17 protein-coding genes, 3 tRNA genes and 1 pseudogene are annotated in these 16,702 nt (G+C 53.3%); 5 read left to right on the forward strand and 16 right to left on the reverse strand.

Features of this window, described 5'->3' with window-relative positions; all coding sequences use genetic code 11:
- The first annotated feature begins 6 nt into the window (after positions 1 to 6).
- Genes livM through BFV67_RS13600 form a run of 3 tightly spaced genes read left to right on the forward strand, consistent with a single transcriptional unit; the run spans position 7 to position 2,866 of the window.
- Positions 7 to 1,281, forward strand: a complete 1,275-nt coding sequence (livM, locus tag BFV67_RS13590; protein ID WP_069598494.1) for a high-affinity branched-chain amino acid ABC transporter permease LivM — start codon at positions 7 to 9, stop codon at positions 1,279 to 1,281.
- Complete coding sequence (locus BFV67_RS13595; protein ID WP_021240464.1) at positions 1,278 to 2,153, forward strand: ATP-binding cassette domain-containing protein; 876 nt, start codon at positions 1,278 to 1,280, stop codon at positions 2,151 to 2,153. Before livM ends, BFV67_RS13595 begins: the two co-directional genes overlap by 4 nt.
- Positions 2,150 to 2,866, forward strand: coding sequence for an ABC transporter ATP-binding protein (locus BFV67_RS13600; protein WP_008500393.1), 717 nt, complete (start codon positions 2,150 to 2,152; stop codon positions 2,864 to 2,866). Before BFV67_RS13595 ends, BFV67_RS13600 begins: the two co-directional genes overlap by 4 nt.
- 278 nt (positions 2,867 to 3,144) lie before the next feature.
- Here BFV67_RS13600 and BFV67_RS13605 read toward each other — a convergent pair whose 3' ends face one another.
- The 7 genes from BFV67_RS13605 to uvrY all read right to left on the reverse strand — a co-directional run bounded on the left by BFV67_RS13605 (position 3,145) and on the right by uvrY (position 7,661).
- A complete protein-coding gene (locus tag BFV67_RS13605) occupies positions 3,145 to 3,822 on the reverse strand; it encodes a DUF2076 domain-containing protein (RefSeq protein WP_045335076.1) in 678 nt (225 codons plus the stop codon).
- Positions 3,823 to 4,124: 302 nt separating this feature from the next.
- A tRNA-Leu gene (locus BFV67_RS13610) sits at positions 4,125 to 4,211 on the reverse strand.
- Between the two features lie 11 nt (positions 4,212 to 4,222).
- Positions 4,223 to 4,296: transfer RNA gene (locus BFV67_RS13615), tRNA-Cys, on the reverse strand.
- Positions 4,297 to 4,342: 46 nt separating this feature from the next.
- Positions 4,343 to 4,418: transfer RNA gene (locus tag BFV67_RS13620), tRNA-Gly, on the reverse strand.
- A gap of 152 nt (positions 4,419 to 4,570) precedes the next feature.
- Complete coding sequence (gene pgsA, locus BFV67_RS13625; RefSeq protein WP_008500348.1) at positions 4,571 to 5,119, reverse strand: CDP-diacylglycerol--glycerol-3-phosphate 3-phosphatidyltransferase; 549 nt, start codon at positions 5,117 to 5,119, stop codon at positions 4,571 to 4,573.
- 56 nt (positions 5,120 to 5,175) lie between these two features.
- Positions 5,176 to 7,008 carry an excinuclease ABC subunit UvrC gene (gene uvrC / locus BFV67_RS13630; RefSeq protein WP_008500347.1) on the reverse strand — a complete coding sequence of 611 codons (1,833 nt, stop codon included), beginning with the start codon at positions 7,006 to 7,008 and terminating at the stop codon, positions 5,176 to 5,178.
- The gene (gene uvrY, locus BFV67_RS13635) at positions 7,005 to 7,661 is read right to left on the reverse strand and encodes a UvrY/SirA/GacA family response regulator transcription factor (RefSeq protein ID WP_023293888.1); all 657 of its coding nucleotides are present in this window, start codon (positions 7,659 to 7,661) and stop codon (positions 7,005 to 7,007) included. The genes uvrC and uvrY overlap by 4 nt, the downstream gene beginning before the upstream one ends.
- A gap of 371 nt (positions 7,662 to 8,032) precedes the next feature.
- Between uvrY and BFV67_RS24900 the strand changes: the two are divergent.
- Together BFV67_RS24900 and BFV67_RS13640 are read left to right on the forward strand one after the other, a co-directional pair.
- Positions 8,033 to 8,101: pseudogene (locus tag BFV67_RS24900) on the forward strand (hypothetical protein); the annotation flags it as partial.
- Positions 8,102 to 8,126: 25 nt separating this feature from the next.
- Positions 8,127 to 8,351 (forward strand): DUF2594 family protein, encoded by a 225-nt coding sequence (locus tag BFV67_RS13640; RefSeq protein WP_008500345.1) that lies wholly within the window; start codon positions 8,127 to 8,129, stop codon positions 8,349 to 8,351.
- 66 nt (positions 8,352 to 8,417) lie between these two features.
- On the opposite strand, the gene sdiA is transcribed toward BFV67_RS13640, so the two are convergent.
- From sdiA to BFV67_RS13685, 9 genes are all read right to left on the reverse strand, one after another.
- Positions 8,418 to 9,140: a transcriptional regulator SdiA gene (sdiA, locus tag BFV67_RS13645; protein ID WP_008500344.1), complete on the reverse strand. Its 723-nt coding sequence runs from the start codon at positions 9,138 to 9,140 to the stop codon at positions 8,418 to 8,420.
- Between the two features lie 221 nt (positions 9,141 to 9,361).
- Positions 9,362 to 10,114 (reverse strand): L-cystine ABC transporter ATP-binding protein TcyN, encoded by a 753-nt coding sequence (gene tcyN / locus BFV67_RS13650; protein ID WP_008500343.1) that lies wholly within the window; start codon positions 10,112 to 10,114, stop codon positions 9,362 to 9,364.
- Positions 10,111 to 10,779, reverse strand: a complete 669-nt coding sequence (gene tcyL, locus BFV67_RS13655) for a cystine ABC transporter permease (RefSeq protein WP_008500342.1) — start codon at positions 10,777 to 10,779, stop codon at positions 10,111 to 10,113. The genes tcyN and tcyL overlap by 4 nt, the downstream gene beginning before the upstream one ends.
- Positions 10,780 to 10,800: 21 nt before the next feature.
- Positions 10,801 to 11,787 (reverse strand): D-cysteine desulfhydrase, encoded by a 987-nt coding sequence (gene dcyD / locus BFV67_RS13660; protein ID WP_021240469.1) that lies wholly within the window; start codon positions 11,785 to 11,787, stop codon positions 10,801 to 10,803.
- A 106-nt stretch (positions 11,788 to 11,893) separates the two neighbouring features.
- The gene (tcyJ, locus tag BFV67_RS13665) at positions 11,894 to 12,694 is read right to left on the reverse strand and encodes a cystine ABC transporter substrate-binding protein (protein ID WP_021240470.1); all 801 of its coding nucleotides are present in this window, start codon (positions 12,692 to 12,694) and stop codon (positions 11,894 to 11,896) included.
- A gap of 86 nt (positions 12,695 to 12,780) precedes the next feature.
- Positions 12,781 to 13,332, reverse strand: coding sequence for a flagella biosynthesis regulatory protein FliZ (gene fliZ, locus BFV67_RS13670; protein WP_008500339.1), 552 nt, complete (start codon positions 13,330 to 13,332; stop codon positions 12,781 to 12,783).
- Between the two features lie 54 nt (positions 13,333 to 13,386).
- On the reverse strand, positions 13,387 to 14,106 hold the full coding sequence (locus tag BFV67_RS13675; RefSeq protein ID WP_008500338.1) for an RNA polymerase sigma factor FliA: 720 nt from the start codon (positions 14,104 to 14,106) through the stop codon (positions 13,387 to 13,389).
- A 129-nt stretch (positions 14,107 to 14,235) separates the two neighbouring features.
- Positions 14,236 to 15,441: a flagellin lysine-N-methylase gene (fliB, locus tag BFV67_RS13680; RefSeq protein WP_065102284.1), complete on the reverse strand. Its 1,206-nt coding sequence runs from the start codon at positions 15,439 to 15,441 to the stop codon at positions 14,236 to 14,238.
- 62 nt (positions 15,442 to 15,503) lie between these two features.
- Positions 15,504 to 16,328 carry a flagellin N-terminal helical domain-containing protein gene (locus tag BFV67_RS13685; protein WP_045407404.1) on the reverse strand — a complete coding sequence of 275 codons (825 nt, stop codon included), beginning with the start codon at positions 16,326 to 16,328 and terminating at the stop codon, positions 15,504 to 15,506.
- Positions 16,329 to 16,702: the final 374 nt, after the last annotated feature.

The raw sequence follows: 16,702 nt of genomic DNA on the forward strand, positions 1-16,702 counted from the left end.
ACAATGATGACGTCACACGGTTTTTCACTTAAACGCTGCATTCTGGACGCAATTTTTTCCGGGCTGATTGCGCTGATTATCTTCGGCCCCATTGCAGGCGTGGTGCTGGACGGGTACAGCTTTACCTTCGCCGGGCAGCGCCTGGCCTGGATGGTGAGCATTGTCATGGCGGGGCGTTTTCTGCTGAGCGCCTTTTTAGGTACCGCTGCCGGGGCCCGCTTCCAGGCGCGCTTCGAGGCCGACAGCGCGGGCGTTTATGTCCGGCCACCGGATTACAAAAGCCGCATGCGCTGGATTATTCCTCTGGTGATTACCCTTGCGATTTGCTTTCCGTTTGTCGCCACCAAGTATGTTCTGACCGTCGCCATTCTGGGGCTGATCTACGTGCTTCTCGGTCTGGGGCTGAACATCGTCGTGGGCCTGGCCGGTCTGCTGGATCTGGGGTATGTCGCGTTCTATGCGATTGGTGCGTACGGCCTGGCGCTGGGATACCAGTATCTCGGCCTGGGCTTCTGGAGCATGCTGCCGCTCGCGGCAATCATGGCCGCTGCCGCAGGTGCCCTGCTCGGCTTCCCGGTACTGCGCATGCACGGTGACTATCTGGCCATCGTCACCCTCGGCTTCGGGGAGATTATTCGCCTGATACTGAACAACTGGCTGACCTTCACCGGCGGCCCCAACGGCGTGTCGGCCCCTCCCCCCACCTTTTTCGGTCTTGAGTTTGGGCGACGCGCAAAAGAAGGCGGCGTGCCCTTCCACGAGTTTTTCCACCTGACCTACAACCCGAACATGAAGTTTATCTTTATCTACGCGGTGCTGTTTCTGGTGGTGATGCTGGTGCTTTACATCAAGCACCGCCTGACGCGCATGCCGATTGGTCGGGCGTGGGAAGCCCTGCGCGAAGACGAAATTGCCTGCCGCTCAATGGGGTTAAATCATGTTCTGGTTAAGCTTTCCGCCTTTACGCTGGGCGCGTCCACCGCAGGCATTGCCGGGGTATTCTTCGCCACCTATCAGGGGTTCGTGAATCCGACCTCCTTTACCTTCTTTGAATCGGCATTGATCCTCGCCATTGTGGTGCTGGGCGGGATGGGCTCGACGCTGGGTGTAGTGCTGGCCGCCTTTGTGCTCACGGTAACGCCGGAGCTGCTGCGCAGTTTTGCCGAGTACCGCGTCCTGCTGTTTGGCATGCTGATGGTGGTGATGATGATCTGGCGTCCACGCGGTTTGATCCGCATTAACCGCAGCGGGTTTGCCGTGCGTAAGGGCGTCGCACCATGAACGAAACGATATTACGCGTTGAGCATCTGATGATGCATTTTGGCGGGATTAAGGCGCTAAACGACGTCAACCTGGACGTGCAGCGCGGCTCCATTACCGCCCTGATTGGCCCCAACGGGGCGGGAAAAACAACCGTGTTTAACTGCCTGACGGGCTTCTACAGAGCCTCCGGCGGCAACATTTTGTTTAATACCCGCCATAAAACGACCAACGTGATTCAGGTCCTCGGGCAAAAATTCCAGCCCGGCGACTGGATTAACCCCGCGCAGTTCGGGCAGCGTCTTTTCTACAAAATGTTCGGCGGAACCCACCTGGTCAACCGTGCCGGGCTGGCGCGCACGTTTCAAAATATCCGTCTTTTTCGCGAGATGTCGGTCGTGGAAAACCTGCTGGTCGCGCAGCATATGCGCGTTAACCGTAATCTGCTCGCCGGGATCTTAAATACGCCGGCATACCGGCGGGCGGAAAGCGACGCCCTGGACAGAGCCTTCTACTGGCTGGAAGTGGTGGATCTGGTGGAGTGCGCCAATCGCCTGGCGGGAGAGATGTCGTACGGCCAGCAGCGGCGACTGGAAATCGCGCGGGCAATGTGTACCGGGCCGGAAATGATCTGTCTGGATGAACCCGCCGCCGGGCTTAACCCGGTTGAAACGCACAAGCTGAGCGGCATTATTCGCTTTCTGCGGGATCATCACGACATCACGGTATTGCTGATTGAGCATGATATGGGGATGGTGATGGACATTTCGGACGACATTATCGTGCTCGACCACGGCGATGTTATTGCCAGGGGGAAACCCGAGCAGATCCAGCATGATGAAAAGGTCATTGCCGCCTACCTGGGCACGGATGAAAGCGAGGTCTCCCTATGAGCGAACCGCTGCTGGCTTTTCGCGAGGTGGACGTGTTTTACGGCGTCATTCAGGCGCTGAAGCAGGTCTCTCTTGAGGTGAATAAGGGGGAAACCGTGGCGCTGATTGGCGCAAACGGCGCGGGTAAATCGACATTGCTGATGTCCATCTTCGGCCAGCCCCGTATACGCAGCGGGCAGATCCTGTTCTGTGGTGAAGACATCAGCCATCAATCCACCCACTACGTTGCGTCCGGCGGCATTGCGCAGGCACCGGAAGGCAGACGTATCTTCCCGGATATGACCGTTGAAGAGAACCTGCTGATGGGGACCATTCCCATCGGCAATCAGTTTGCGGCTGAAGATATGCAAACCATGTTCGACCTTTTCCCTCGCCTTAAAGAGCGACGCAAGCAGCGCGCGATGACCATGTCCGGCGGAGAACAGCAGATGCTGGCGATCGCCCGGGCGCTGATGAGCCGTCCGAAGCTGCTGCTGCTGGATGAGCCCAGCCTGGGCTTAGCCCCGATTGTGGTGAAGCAGATCTTCCAGACGCTGCGCGAGCTGGCCCGCAGCGGTATGACCATTTTTCTGGTGGAGCAGAATGCGCACCATGCGTTGAAGCTGTCTGACCGCGGGTATGTGATGGTGAACGGACAGATCCGGCTGAGCGGCAGCGGTGAGGAATTGCTGGGGAATCAGGAAGTGAGAAAGGCGTATTTGGGCGGGGTGTGATTTGACACCTGTCGAATGGGCTTATGCCGTGATGGACCATTTCGGGACATACGGGATAGAAGAACTGGAGGATACGTTAGTCGATATCGCCTCTTTGTTTGGATTGCTTCCGGCAATTCTTACAGGTTTGTTAGTAAGAAAAGCAGTAAAAAGAATGTGATTTATGAGCCTTCAGGCTTAGCCTCGAAGGCTTTTTTGACCCGGAAAAGCAAAACCCCGAAAGTTGGATACCCAACTTTCAGGGTTAACTTCATTTCGATGGTGGCACGATAACGTCGTTAAATAAAACTGTCGTCGTCATTGCTGTAGTCGTCATCTACATCGTCGTTCTGCCAAGCATCGTTATTACTGCCGAACGGATCGTTCTGGTTGAGGAAACGGGTGTCAGAGACGTTATTAACGTCGCCGTATTGATTACCGACAAACGGTTCACCACCGACGGGCATTGTCGGCTCTTCGATGATGTTCACGATCTCTTCCGGCCGCGACTGATGGAACATGCTGGTAAGCATCTCGGCAAGCGCGATGCCACCGGCCACGCCAGCGGCTGTCTGGAGCGCGCCAGCCATAAAACCGCCGCCGCGAGTAGCAGGCGCTGGCGCCCGAGAGTAATCCTGCGCCGGCGGCTGTTGCGGCTGGGCATTCCAGCTGTTGTCAGGCTGCGGGTTACTTTTCCCGCCACCAAACAGGCCGCCGAGGAAGCTGCCGCCCGTCGAGGGTTTGCTTTTTTGCGCGGCTAATTCGCTTTCAAGCTCCTGAACCCGGGCCTGCAGGCGTTTCAGCGCCGCTTCCTGAATCAAAATCGACTGCGCCATATAGTAGGGGGCCGCAGGCTGCTGCCTGACAAATTCAGCGATCTGACGCTCTGCATCTGCATCCCGTTGGCTGTTTTGTTGTCCGGCCTGTTTAAGACGCTCGAAAAGGCCGTTGATAAGCTGCTGTTCTTCATATTGCATGACAATAACCTTCCGCTCTCCAGGGTGGATACCAACCAGCTTATCAGCAGCGGCAACCTGTGTCTGGCGAGTGAAATGTTTGTTTAAGATTGGTTGCAGGTTAGCTGAAAATCGCCCTGCTTTCCGGGCTTGATATTAGAGAGTTAGGCTTAACGTTCTGGTATGGCAGCAAATTTCCGGGCACAGCACGATCGTGATGACGATGAGATACGCTCACTTCGCGCTAAACTGGAGGCACAAAAAAACCACCTTTCGGTGGTTTCACGACACTGCTTATTGCTTTGATTATTCTTTGTTTCCCATGGTAGCCGGAGTGGGACTTGAACCCACACAGCGCGAACGCCGAGGGATTTTAAATCCCTTGTGTCTACCGATTCCACCATCCGGCCAGGGAAGAAAGTGGAGGCGCGTTCCGGAGTCGAACCGGACTAGACGGATTTGCAATCCGCTACATAACCGCTTTGCTAACGCGCCGTAAAACTTTTCAAACTGACACCCGCTGTTGCGCATGTCTTTAATCTGGAGCGGGAAACGAGACTCGAACTCGCGACCCCGACCTTGGCAAGGTCGTGCTCTACCAACTGAGCTATTCCCGCATGTCATCAAGTAAATGTCTAACCACTTGATTTCATTATCGTCCGGCTTGCTGTGCCGCCGTTCGATGCGTTGCATTCTACTGATATGACGTTATGAGTCAACGTTATTTTTTGCATCCCCGGATCGTTTGCTGAAAATTACGGCGAAACGATCACTGATCAAGCAAATCCCCGCGCGCAGCGTTCAAATATTGCAGCATTGACCACAGCGTCAGCACTGCCGCCACCCACAGGAGGCCAATCCCCGCCCACTCAACCCAGGCGTTCGGACGCCACAGCATCCAGACCAGCGCCGCCATCTGCGCCGTCGTTTTCACTTTACCAATCCACGAGACCGCCACGCTGCTGCGTTTCCCCAGTTCCGCCATCCACTCGCGCAGCGCAGAGATAATAATCTCGCGGCCGATCATGGTTGCCGCAGGCAGCGTCACCCACCAGGTGTGATAGTGCTCAGCCACCAGCACCATCGCAATCGCGACCATCACTTTATCCGCCACCGGATCGAGGAAGGCACCGAAACGGGTGCTTTGATTCCAGCGGCGCGCCAGGTAGCCATCAAACCAGTCTGTTACCGCTGCAATAAGGAAGATCAATGCGCAGGCAAAGGGTGCCCAGACAACCGGCAGGTAAAACGCCAGCACAAAGAACGGGATGAGTACGACACGAAAAAGAGTGAGCAACGTAGGGATGTTATATTGCATAGTGACGGTAACTATTTGTTGTCAGTAAAATTTAGCTCTATGTTGCTACAGAGCCCTTAATGTTTCAACGAGTAGTAGATCTTTTCTGCCAGCCCTTGCGAAATACCCGGCACTTTTGCAATTTCCTCCATGCTGGCGTTGAGTAATCCTTGCAATCCGCCCATATACTTCAGCAGCATCTGGCGACGTTTTGGCCCCACGCCTTCGATCGTCTCGAGTGAGCTGGTGTTTTTCACCTTCGCCCGTTTTTTGCGGTGACCGCTGATAGCGTGATCGTGCGATTCATCGCGAATATGCTGGATGACGTGCAGCGCCGGAGAGTCCGGCGGCAGGCTGAAGCCCTCACCTTCCGGCTCGAAGAACAGTGTCTCCAGACCGGCCTTACGATCGGCCCCTTTTGCGACGCCCAGCAGCAGCGGATGGTTTTTATCCCAGCTGACATCAAGCGATTCAAATACCGCTTTCGCCTGGCCGAGCTGCCCTTTCCCACCGTCAATCAGGATCACATCCGGGATCTTGCTCTCTTCTATGGCTTTACCATAGCGACGACGCAGCACCTGATTCATCGCCGCATAGTCATCGCCCGGCGTGATGCCGGTGATGTTATAGCGGCGATACTCGGCGCGCAGCGGACCGTTAGCATCAAACACCACGCAGGACGCGACCGTCTGTTCACCCATCGTATGGCTGATGTCGAAACACTCCATCCGTTTCACTTCCGGCAGCTTCAGCAGCGCCGCCAGGGCCGTTAAACGCTGGTGCACCGTCGACTGCTGCGACAGCTTCGTGCTCAGCGCCGTTGCCGCGTTGGTCCGCGCCAGCTTCAGATAGCGCGCGCGATCGCCGCGCGGTTTGGTTTGTACATTGACCCGGCGCCCCGCCAGTTCAGAGAGCGAATCGGCCAGCAGGGTTTTATCGTCAAGATTAAAATCGAGCAGGATTTCAGAAGGCAGCGTGCGCATCTGGCTGCCCTGCAGATAGAACTGGCCGACAAAGGTTTCCACCACTTCACCCAGTTCGGTACCGCCAGGCACTTTCGGGAAATAGCTGCGGCTGCCGAGCACTTTGCCCTGGCGAATAAACAGCACGTGCACGCAGGCCATTCCGGCGTCAAAGGCCACGCCGATGACGTCGAGATCGTCACCGGTATTTGAGACAAACTGTTTCTCAGTCACTCTGCGCACCGCCTGGATTTGGTCGCGGATACGCGCGGCCTCTTCGAACTCGAGTGCGGCGCTGGCTTTTTCCATCCGCGCGATCAGCTGCGTTAACACCTGATCGTCCTTGCCGGCTAAGAACAGGCGCACATACTCCACCTGCTGGGCATACTCTTCTTCACTCACCAGCCCGGCCACGCACGGTCCCAGGCAGCGTCCAATCTGGTACTGCAGGCATGGCCGCGAACGGTTACGGTAAACGCTGTTTTCACACTGGCGGATCGGGAAGATTTTTTGCAGCAGCGCCAGCGTTTCTCGCACGGCATAGCCGTTGGGGAACGGCCCGAAATATTCACCCTTCGCATGTTTTGCACCACGGTGCATAGCGAGGCGCGGATGGGTGTCGCCGCTCAGAAAGATAAACGGGTAGGATTTATCATCGCGCAGCAGGACGTTATAGCGCGGCTGGTAGAGCTTAATATAGTTGTGCTCAAGCAGCAGCGCTTCTGTCTCCGTGTGCGTGACGGTGACATCAATATTCTGGATGAGTGAGACCAGCGCTTCGGTCTTACGAGAGGCCAGATTGCTGCGAAAATAGCTGGAGAGACGTTTTTTAAGATCTTTAGCCTTCCCCACATAGATAACCGTACCGCCAGCGTCATACATGCGATAGACGCCAGGCTGGCTGGTTACGGTTTTCAGAAATGCTTTTGAATCGAACACATCACTCACTGACTTAACAACGTCTCCGCATTACACAAACCATGTCGGATGGCCAGATGCGTCAGTTCGACGTCACCATGAATGTTCAGTTTACTGAACATCCGATAACGATAGCTGTTTACCGTTTTCGGGCTGAGATTCAGCTGTTCCGAGATCTCATTCACCTTCTGACCTTTGGTGATCATCAGCATAATCTGCAATTCACGCTCGGACAAACTGGCAAAGGGTGATTCGGTTTTCTCGGGCTCGATCTGGCTCAGCGCCATCTGCTGAGCGATGTCGGACGCAATATAACGCTGTCCGGCATACACAGAACGGATAGCATTGACAACCTCCTGCGGTGCAGCACCTTTACTCAGGTAACCCGCCGCGCCCGCCTGCATCACTTTCGCGGGCAGTGGATTTTCGGTATGCACCGTCAGCATGATGACTTTAGTGTCTACAAAGGTACGCGCGATTTTGCGTGTTGCTTCAAGACCACCGATACCGGGCATGTTCATATCCATCAGCACCACATCAGCGGAGTGGGTACGGCACCATTTTACCGCATCTTCGCCACAGCATGCCTCACCGGCAACTTTAATACCTTTAATATCTTCAAGAATGCGTCGTATCCCTGCGCGCACCAGTTCGTGGTCATCAACAAGAAGGACGTTGATCAAAGGAAATGTCTCCAGAATAGGGATAACGCTACTGTGTGATAATTTGGTTTATATTAACGGTTTTCCTGACAAGATTAAAACGTTAAAAAACCGGCTATTCGATTTTGCTCTCGTTTTTGGAAATTAGGCTGTACAGGCGGTGGAAAGAGAGCTCGTGCATTCAGGGCTCTTGCAGCTTTTTTTAACCATCTGTATTCAAAAAGTTACAAAAAACGGGCTGGCTTAACCTGCGCAAAAACAGGGTTCAACTTTTTGTAACAATAATTAACGGCAAGCGAACCCGAAGTAAACAATTAATAATCATTAAGCGGGTTGAGTTTACCGGTACGATCTGTTTACGCAATTAAACATCAGCGTAAAAGTACGAAAAACAACCGCTGCATTTTTTGCTTCAGCTTGTGGTATACTCCGCCGCCTTGACTTTCGTCGTCGCGCTTTAGCGCCGTTTAATAATGAGGAAAATAAATGAGCACACCTGAATTTGCCACTGCGGAGAATAACCAGGAACTGGCACAGGAAGTAAACTGCCTGAAAGCGCTGCTAACGCTGATGCTGCAGGCGATGGGCCAGGCTGATGCCGGTCGTGTGATCATTAAAATGGAAAAACAAATCGCGGAGATGGAAGACCAGGCTGAATCAGCGGTATTTGCTAACACCGTTAAGCAAATCAAGCAAGCGTACCGCCAGTAACAAAAAACGGCTGGATGCAGTGCATTCAGCCGTTCGCTCGTCTGTCACGCAGAACGTTTTACTGCGTCAAATCAGTCCCGTTGCCGCCGCATAGCACGCGATCTGCGTCTTGTTGGGCGCGTTGAATTTCTTCTGCATATTTTTCTGATGGAAGTTAACGGTATTCTCTGAGATCGAGAGAATGATCGCTATTTCCGCTGACGTCTTCCCTTCCGCAGTCCATTTCAGAATTTCACGCTCGCGCTTGCTGAATTTCATTTCCGGCGGCATGACCATCTCATCGTCAAAACGCATCAGCGAGGTTAAGGCCATTTGCACCAGCATTTGCAACCGCAGTTCTATTTCTTCATGGGCTAATGGCCCTTCCTGTACACGCGTACGAGACACGGACAGGAAACCAAGCGCATGATTTGGCAGCATCAGGCACTGCGTTATTCCCGAGCGTAAACCGTGATCCTGGGCGCTGTGCCATAATTCCTGCGCCTCGGCGAATAACGCATCTGTCCAGGGGAGATGGCCCTGAATGAAATTCTCCGGTTTTAAAACCGGATCAATCGCGAAATAGTTCGCGGATTGATATTGCGCCATCCATAACTTTGGGTAAGTGGTTTGCAGGGAGATCTTAGGGCGGGTAAATGGCACGGGGTGGCGCACGCAGAGCGCGTAATAATCGAATTCCAGCGCCTGAGTTTGTCGCTCCAGCTCCTGATATACCTCGGCGGCACAGGTCAATTCCTGAAACCGGAGGGAGCAATCCCGTCGCCAGGTGAAAAAGTCTAAATCCTTCATACTTACTAAATGAAGCCTCTGAACAGATAATCATTATTATGGTGAATATAAGCTAACACATAAAACTTTTTTCTAACCACAAAATATCGGCAATAGCACAATTAACTTTACTATCGATAAGGTTTATCCGATCTGGATGGAATAAAAAAACAGAAGCCCTCGCGCAGAGGGAGAATAATTTGCTCCAGAGTCAATTTCTGGAGCAAATGCGTGCAAAAATGCTACTGCATAAGGAATTTTTCAAGGAATTGACGGGTTCGCGGCTGTTGAGGGTTAGCGAACAGGCTTTTCGCTGGCCCCTGCTCCACAATCCGTCCCTGATCCATAAAGATGGCTCTGTCAGCAACATCGCGCGCAAAGCTCATTTCATGGGTCACGATCACCATCGTACGTTTCTCCTGTGCCAGCTGGCGAATGGTGTTCAGCACCTCGCCCACCAGTTCCGGATCGAGCGCAGAGGTCGGTTCATCAAACAGGATCACGTCCGGGCGCATCGCCAGCGCGCGCGCAATCGCCACGCGCTGCTGCTGCCCGCCCGACAGGCGACGCGGATAGCTGGTCTCTTTCCCCGCCAGCCCTACTTTGGCGAGCAGTTCGCGAGCCCGCGCCGTCGCTTCTTCTTTTGGCTCACCTTTAACGATCACCGGCCCTTCGATGATGTTCTCCAGCACAGTACGATGCGGGAAAAGGTTGAAGTTCTGGAAAACAAAGCCGACATGCTGGCGCAGGCGGCGAATCAACCCTTTCTGTTGGCTGATGGATTTCCCGGTATCAATCGTGATCTCCCCGACCCGGATGGTACCGCCTTCCGGCTGTTCAAGCAGGTTAATGCTGCGCAGCAGCGTCGTCTTACCCGAACCGCTCGGTCCAATAATCGCCACCACTTCGCCCTGCTCGACTTCCAGATCGATCCCGTGGAGCACCGTTTGACCGTGGAATTTTTTCACCAGGTTTTTGACGTCAATTGCACTCATTTTGGATCACGCTCCTGGCGGTTAAGCTGGTTTTCGAAGTAGTTTTGCAGAGCAGACAGCACCGTCGCCATCACCCAGTAAATCAGCGAGGCGGCCAGATACATGGTAAAGACCTCAAGCGTACGGGAGGTAATGAGCTGTGCCTGACGGAAAAGCTCCGGAACCTGAATCGTTGCCGCCAGGGAGGTATCTTTCACCAGGCTGATAAAGCTGTTGCTGAGCGGCGGAAGCGCCACGCGTGCCGCCTGCGGCAGGATGGCCCGGCGCAGCGTCTGCCAGGGCGTCATCCCGATACTGGCCGCCGCTTCCCACTGCCCTTTGTCAATGGAGGAGATGGCCGCACGCAGGGTTTCGGAGGTGTACGCCGCGGTATTGAGCGACAGGCCAATCATCGCCGCCGGAATCGGATCCAGCTCGATACCAAACTGCGGTAAGCCGTAGTAGATCATAAAGAGCTGGGCGATAAGCGGCGTGCCGCGAAACACGGAGATATAAAAGCGCGCCAGCCAGCGCACCGGCAGGACAGGCGACAAGCGCATTAAGGCCAGTATAAATCCCAGTACCAGCCCAAAGAACATCCCGCCGATACTGAGCTGCAACGTAAATACCGCACCTTTCAGCAGATACGGCAGAGAATCAATAACCAGTTGAATACTTTCTTGCATTATTATTTTTCGACCTGATTTTTAGACATGAGGATGGTAGGCAAACAGCGCAGGCGCTCCGCCGGTATGGACAAATAAAATCGGCCCTTCATCCTTAAAGCGTTTTTGCGCAATGCCGTCGATCAGTCCGGCCATCGCTTTGCCGGTATAGACCGGGTCGAGCAGTATGCCCTCGAGGCGCGCCAGCAGTTTCACCGCTTCCATTCCCTCTTCGTTCGGCGTGCCGTAACCCGGCGCAAAATAGTCATCCCAGAGCAGAATATCGGCCGTGGCCTTCAGCTCCAGCTGCTCTGCGACCGCCTGCTGTAGCGTAACCACTTTCGGCTTCTGATCCGCCACGCTGCGGGACACCGTCACGCCAATCAGTTCGACCTCCGGAAGCAGTTGCTCCAGCCCCACCGCCAGCCCGGCATGGGTGCCCGCACTGCCGGACGCGACCACGACGGAGGAGAGACTCACCGCCCCCTCGCACTGCTGCGCGATTTCCAGCGCACTTTCCACGTACCCCAGCGCGCCCAGCGCATTCGACCCGCCGACGGGAATAACGTAGGGGCGAAAACCCTGCGCTTCCAGACGCGTCGCCAGCTCATCGAGCTGGGCGGTCGGGTCGGTCAGCGCGTCAACCATCTCAACCTGCACGTTAAACAGGTCTAACAGCAGGCGGTTACCGTTGGTGAGATAGTTTTCAGCCCGCGTGCCAATCGGGTTTTCCAGCAATGCCACGCAGTGAAGCCCAAGTTTTGCCGCCACGGCCGCCGTCTGGCGAACGTGGTTGGACTGGATGGCCCCGGCAGTGATGAGCGTATCCGCGCCTTCGCGCAGGGCGTCCGCCGCCAGAAACTCCAGCTTGCGCAGCTTGTTGCCCCCCATCGCCATGGGCGTCACGTCATCACGCTTAATAAAAATATCGCGCCCTAAATAATCAGAAAATCGCGGGAGATACTCCAGCGGCGTCGGCGCGCCGATGAACTCCAGGCGGGGAAAGCGCGTTAAATTCTGTAGTGACATGGATGCTCCGGTAACTCAGACAAAATGTGATATTTTTCATTATGCACGCAGACGCGTAAGAAATAAAAAAGGCGCTTTTAAAAGCGCCTTTTTTTACGTCAGAAACTTATTTCGTGACGTCTGCCCCGAACCACTTCTCGGAAAGCGCCTTCAGGCTACCGTCTTTTTGCATGTCAGCAATCGCGGAATCAATCGCTTTCACCAGGTCTTCGTTACCTTTACGAACGGCCACGCCGGATTCCTGACGAGAGAACGCATCACCCGCTACCGCCAGGGTGTTGTTGGTTTTCTTCACCAGATCCAGTGCTGCCAGGCGGTCAACCAGAATGGCGTCGGTGCGGCCCACGCGCAGATCCTGGTATTTCGTCGGGTCATCATCATAGGTGCGGATATCCACGCCCTGAACGTTCTGGCGCAGCCACTCTTCGTAGTTGGTTCCCAGACCGACACCGACTTTCTTCCCTTTCAGGTCCGCGGCCGTTTTGATGGTGCCTTCGTTGCCTTTCTTCACCAGCGCCTGAATACCGGACACGGTATACGGGGTGGAGAAGTCATACTTCTTCTTACGCTCGTCAGAGATGGTGACCTGGTTGATGACCACGTCAATGCGTTTCGAATCCAGCGACGCCAGCATACCGTCCCATTTGGTCGGTTTCAGGGACGCTTTCACGCCGAGGTGTTTCGCCAGCTCTTCAGCAAACTCCACTTCAAAACCGGTCAGCTTACCGTCATCGCCCTGGAAGCTGAACGGAGGATAGGTACCTTCCAGCCCGACCAGCAGCGTACCGCGCTCTTTTACTTTATTCAGCAGGTTTTCTGCGGCGAACGTTTTCACGCTCATGCCCGCAACCAGCGCAACGGCCATAACACCCATCAGCGCCTGACGACCCAGAAGTGCAAATTTCATAAATACCCCGATATAGTGGAATTTTTACGTAGTGTAGAGAAATCGCCTGCAACGTCAAAGGCGACTGCGCTACATCTTATTCTTTTTTAATATATATCAGAAGTTGTTCCGGCGTGGGCTTTCTGCTTTATGGCACCCGGCATTTGTACCTTATATTGTGCGTACTTGCGCAGCGCAATCCGGTAGTTGTTGGTGCTGGTCGCAGGCAGCCACGGCTCCAGGTTCTCGTCGAGATAACCGGTTTTGAGCAGATCGCGGGAAATGTTGTTCACGGTCAGATGCTGCCCGAGGCGGCGCAGGCGAACTACGTATTCGCGAACGGTGCCGTGGCTCATCTCCGTTTGTTCAAACAGGAACTGCTTGAAGCCGATAATGTCGAAGAAGTCGCTTTGCTCTTTGCAGTGGAGATCGCCACAGAAACGGCAAAGCGCCACCCACTCTTTTTGCTCTTCGAGCCATGCTGCTTCGTCCATCAACGTGTCGAGGCGCGAAATCGCGATCTTATTGACGATTTCGCCGCGGCGAACCAGCGTGATACGATCGAGTAACTTGTTACAGTGGGCGCAATGCGTCTGGCTGTGTTTAAAGTCTTTCAGGTAGCGGCTTAAAGGCCGTCTTTTAGATTGCTGCACCGTCATGATAACTCCTGGTTGTCAATACGTTGTGCGGCATTTTTAAGGTGAATCAATCACCTATAACTTACCCAGCTTGGTTCGTAAGCGTTTAATGGCCTGGCTGTGCAGCTGGCTCACCCGCGACTCTCCCACCTCCAGAACAGCGCCAATCTCTTTGAGGTTAAGCTCTTCCTGGTAATAAAGGGTCAATACCAGCTGTTCGCGTTCAGGCAGAGCTTCAATAGCTTCCATGACGCGCTGGCGTAAATTCCCTTCCATTAAATGGTGTAACGGGTTTTCTTGCTGGTGCTCATCCGTCACCAGCTCGATGCTATCGCCATGCTCTTCTCGCCACTCGTCATAAGAAAAGAGTTGGCTATTATTGGTATCGAGCAACATCTGACGATACTCTTCAACAGCAATGCCAAGACGATCCGCCACTTCGGTTTCCGTTGCGTTGCGTCCCAGTTCCTGTTCCAGCTGCCCCATCGCATGCGCCACTTCGCGTGCGTTGCGGCGAACACTGCGCGGTACCCAGTCACGGCTGCGCAGCTCGTCCAGCATCGCACCACGAATACGCTGAACTGCGTAAGTCGTAAATGCCGTTCCTTGCAGAGCGTCGTATCGGTCAACTGCATTCAATAACCCGATACCGCCCGCCTGTAGCAGATCGTCGAGTTCCACGCTCGCCGGCAAGCGCACCTGGAGGCGCAATGCTTCGTGACGCACCAGCGGGACATAACGCTGCCACAGCGAGTGTTTATCCATTACACCTTCAGCGGTATAGAGTGAATTCACGATAAACAGCCCTGCGTTAGTTGAGTTATCGGCATGATTATCCGATTCTGCAGGGCGTTCAATTGGATGAAAAAGGGGGATAAAGTGAGGTTATTCTGAGGTTGCCCACAACAGGGGCAACTTTTCTGCCTAAATTAACAGTTGTAACAATGAAAGATCGTCGCCGAGTTTGACGCTATCTATATGTTGATGAAAGAGCTTTCCCGCTTCCTGATTATGCTGGCTAAGGGAGTGGAAGCTGTAAATAACATCAATAATATTATCTTGTTCAATTTTTCCCGCCACGAGTGCCTGACCGGCAAGTAACGTTTTAAGGAAATAGAACTCCGCGACGATTAAATAAAGGTTATTCAACATGCTGCGGCCATTGTTCTGCGGAAAGGCCTGCTCCCAGAGTTTGTATTTAAAAAAGTTCTTAAATAAATGGTCATTGGTCGCCAGGTAACCGCTTGCCACATCGCGCCAGACGGACTCGATGTTTTCCATGACCTTCTCTGCCGGAACGGTGTCACCAGTAGACTCAAACTGTTGATAAAGCTGGGTAAAATAACGATTTAATACCGCACCGCCGCGGGCTGTCGCTTTCTTCGTAAAATAGCTCTGGATGAGCGAAATTAGCGCGAATTTCAGGCTGTAGTTCTGATTAAACCCGCCAAGCTCCGTCTTGATTTTACCGCTCACCAGCTCGTTAACCAGCGAGAAATAGACCGTTTCGAGCGTGCCGATATTCTCTTCGAGATTATCGAGCTTTTCAGCCACCATGAGGAATTTCACCACGGCGTAAACCTGTTCTTCAACGCTAACACCTTCAACGCTGAATATATTCTGGCAGAAGAGATTGATGACCTTGGCCTTCAAATCAATCATTGGCGCGTTATTGACGTCCTGCTGGACAATAACCGATTCCATCATCGACATAGACTCCCGATCGTTCAACAGAAGTCGGGTCACTTCCGGACACGAGAGGTTCAGCGATTTTTCGATTTCATTTTTATAGACCCGGCTTGTCCGTGGAAATGTCGAACAGGTTGGGCTTAAGGCCTGGACGCCCATGGCGCCATGAACAGAACAGAGTTTTTCCGTATCCATAAACGGGCAGTTTTTACTTTCCGTATGGAAAATCACTTCACCCCAGTGGTCATAGTTTTTTTTGGTGACTTTTATCGCCGTTTTTGCGGTCTGACGAATGGCGGCATTTTTACTGTTCAGATAGCGGTTAACGGAGGATTTATCAAACGCGATGGTCCAGCCCTGACAACAATGTTCACGGCATTCCCCACCGACACATGAAAAATCTGCGACCAGCTTTGGTTGAGTGACACTGATTTGTTTCACAGGCGGATTCTCAAATAGCAGAGATAAAAAAACCCCGCCGAAGCGGGGTTTCACGCGTAAAATTAACGCAGCAGAGACAGAACGGTCTGTGGAACCTGGTTTGCCTGAGACAGAACAGAAGTACCAGCCTGCTGCAGGATCTGCGCGCGGGACATGTTGGAAACTTCAGTTGCGTAGTCAGCGTCCTGGATACGGGACTGAGCAGCAGACAGGTTGTTAGAGGTGTTGTTCAGGTTGTTGATGGCAGAAGTGAAGCGGTTCTGCACAGCACCCAGGCCTGAACGTGCTTTATCAACTTTAGCGATAGCTGCGTCGATAGTTGCCAGGTCGGTAGGTTGTACGCTTTTCAGGTCGATAGCGTTCACGCCCAGGGTGGTGGTGTCAGCTTTAGCACCGCTCAGGTCCAGATCGATGGTGTCGCCGTCGTTAACGCCAACCTGAATTTTAACTACGCCAGCTGCACCAGCAGAACCATCCAGCAGTTTGATGCCGTTGAAGTCAGTTTTGCCCGCAACGCGGTTGATTTCAGCCAGACGAGCGGTTACTTCATCCTGCAGAGAAGCCAGGTCAGAGGTGCTGTTGGTGCCGTTGCTTGCCTGAACAGCCAGTTCACGAACGCGCTGCAGGTTGTTGTTGATTTCGTTCAGGGAGCCTTCAGCAGTCTGCGCCATGGAGATACCGTCGTTGGCGTTACGTGCTGCCTGATTCATCCCCTTGATCTGGGAGGTCATGCGGTTTGCAATCGCCTGGCCAGCGGCATCGTCTTTCGCGCTGTTGATACGCAGACCTGAAGACAGACGCTCAATAGCAGTGCCCAGAGAAGACTGAGATTTGTTCAGGTTGTTCTGAGTGGTCAGGGACAACAGGTTAGTATTGATAACTGCCATAATTTTCTTTCCTTCAAAAATTGGGTTTTAGGTCCGGTGCCTAACACTCACAGCGTCTCTCACCGTCAACAAGGTTATCGACGGGTCCCCAAAAGACTTTAGAATCAATTTTGAAAAAATTACAACCAACTGATTACTAACAGATTTATTTTTAAAAAATCAATTAAGGTTTGCCAAAGCGTTATTATTTACGCTTTTTTAACGCGCAAAGAGATGACCAAAAGGGCACACACTTATTCATGTTTTAAATGCGTGGATAATGATCCTAAAGTGCAATCCTTTCATTAACCCCGCCAGGACGTGCCTATTCTTTGGATTATTTTTTTCTCACCATCGTAAACTTTTGCGTTAAGAGGCCGATAAGAGTCCTGAAC

The sequence above is a fragment of the Enterobacter roggenkampii genome, from assembly GCF_001729805.1.
GTDB lineage: Bacteria > Pseudomonadota > Gammaproteobacteria > Enterobacterales > Enterobacteriaceae > Enterobacter > Enterobacter roggenkampii.

Excerpts from the sequence above, each read along its gene's own strand:
- pgsA (WP_008500348.1), bottom strand. The coding sequence starts at position 5,119 with ATGCAATATAACATCCCTACGTTGCTCACTCTTTTTCGTGTCGTACTC.
- BFV67_RS13685 (WP_045407404.1), bottom strand. The coding sequence starts at position 16,328 with ATGGCAGTTATCAATACTAACCTGTTGTCCCTGACCACTCAGAACAAC.
- BFV67_RS13600 (WP_008500393.1), top strand. The coding sequence starts at position 2,150 with ATGAGCGAACCGCTGCTGGCTTTTCGCGAGGTGGACGTGTTTTACGGC.
- tcyL (WP_008500342.1), bottom strand. The coding sequence starts at position 10,779 with ATGCAAGAAAGTATTCAACTGGTTATTGATTCTCTGCCGTATCTGCTG.
- BFV67_RS13605 (WP_045335076.1), bottom strand. The coding sequence starts at position 3,822 with ATGCAATATGAAGAACAGCAGCTTATCAACGGCCTTTTCGAGCGTCTT.
- sdiA (WP_008500344.1), bottom strand. The coding sequence starts at position 9,140 with ATGAAGGATTTAGACTTTTTCACCTGGCGACGGGATTGCTCCCTCCGG.
- BFV67_RS13640 (WP_008500345.1), top strand. The coding sequence starts at position 8,127 with ATGAGCACACCTGAATTTGCCACTGCGGAGAATAACCAGGAACTGGCA.
- dcyD (WP_021240469.1), bottom strand. The coding sequence starts at position 11,787 with ATGTCACTACAGAATTTAACGCGCTTTCCCCGCCTGGAGTTCATCGGC.
- BFV67_RS13595 (WP_021240464.1), top strand. The coding sequence starts at position 1,278 with ATGAACGAAACGATATTACGCGTTGAGCATCTGATGATGCATTTTGGC.
- tcyJ (WP_021240470.1), bottom strand. The coding sequence starts at position 12,694 with ATGAAATTTGCACTTCTGGGTCGTCAGGCGCTGATGGGTGTTATGGCC.
- fliZ (WP_008500339.1), bottom strand. The coding sequence starts at position 13,332 with ATGACGGTGCAGCAATCTAAAAGACGGCCTTTAAGCCGCTACCTGAAA.
- tcyN (WP_008500343.1), bottom strand. The coding sequence starts at position 10,114 with ATGAGTGCAATTGACGTCAAAAACCTGGTGAAAAAATTCCACGGTCAA.
- livM (WP_069598494.1), top strand. The coding sequence starts at position 7 with ATGACGTCACACGGTTTTTCACTTAAACGCTGCATTCTGGACGCAATT.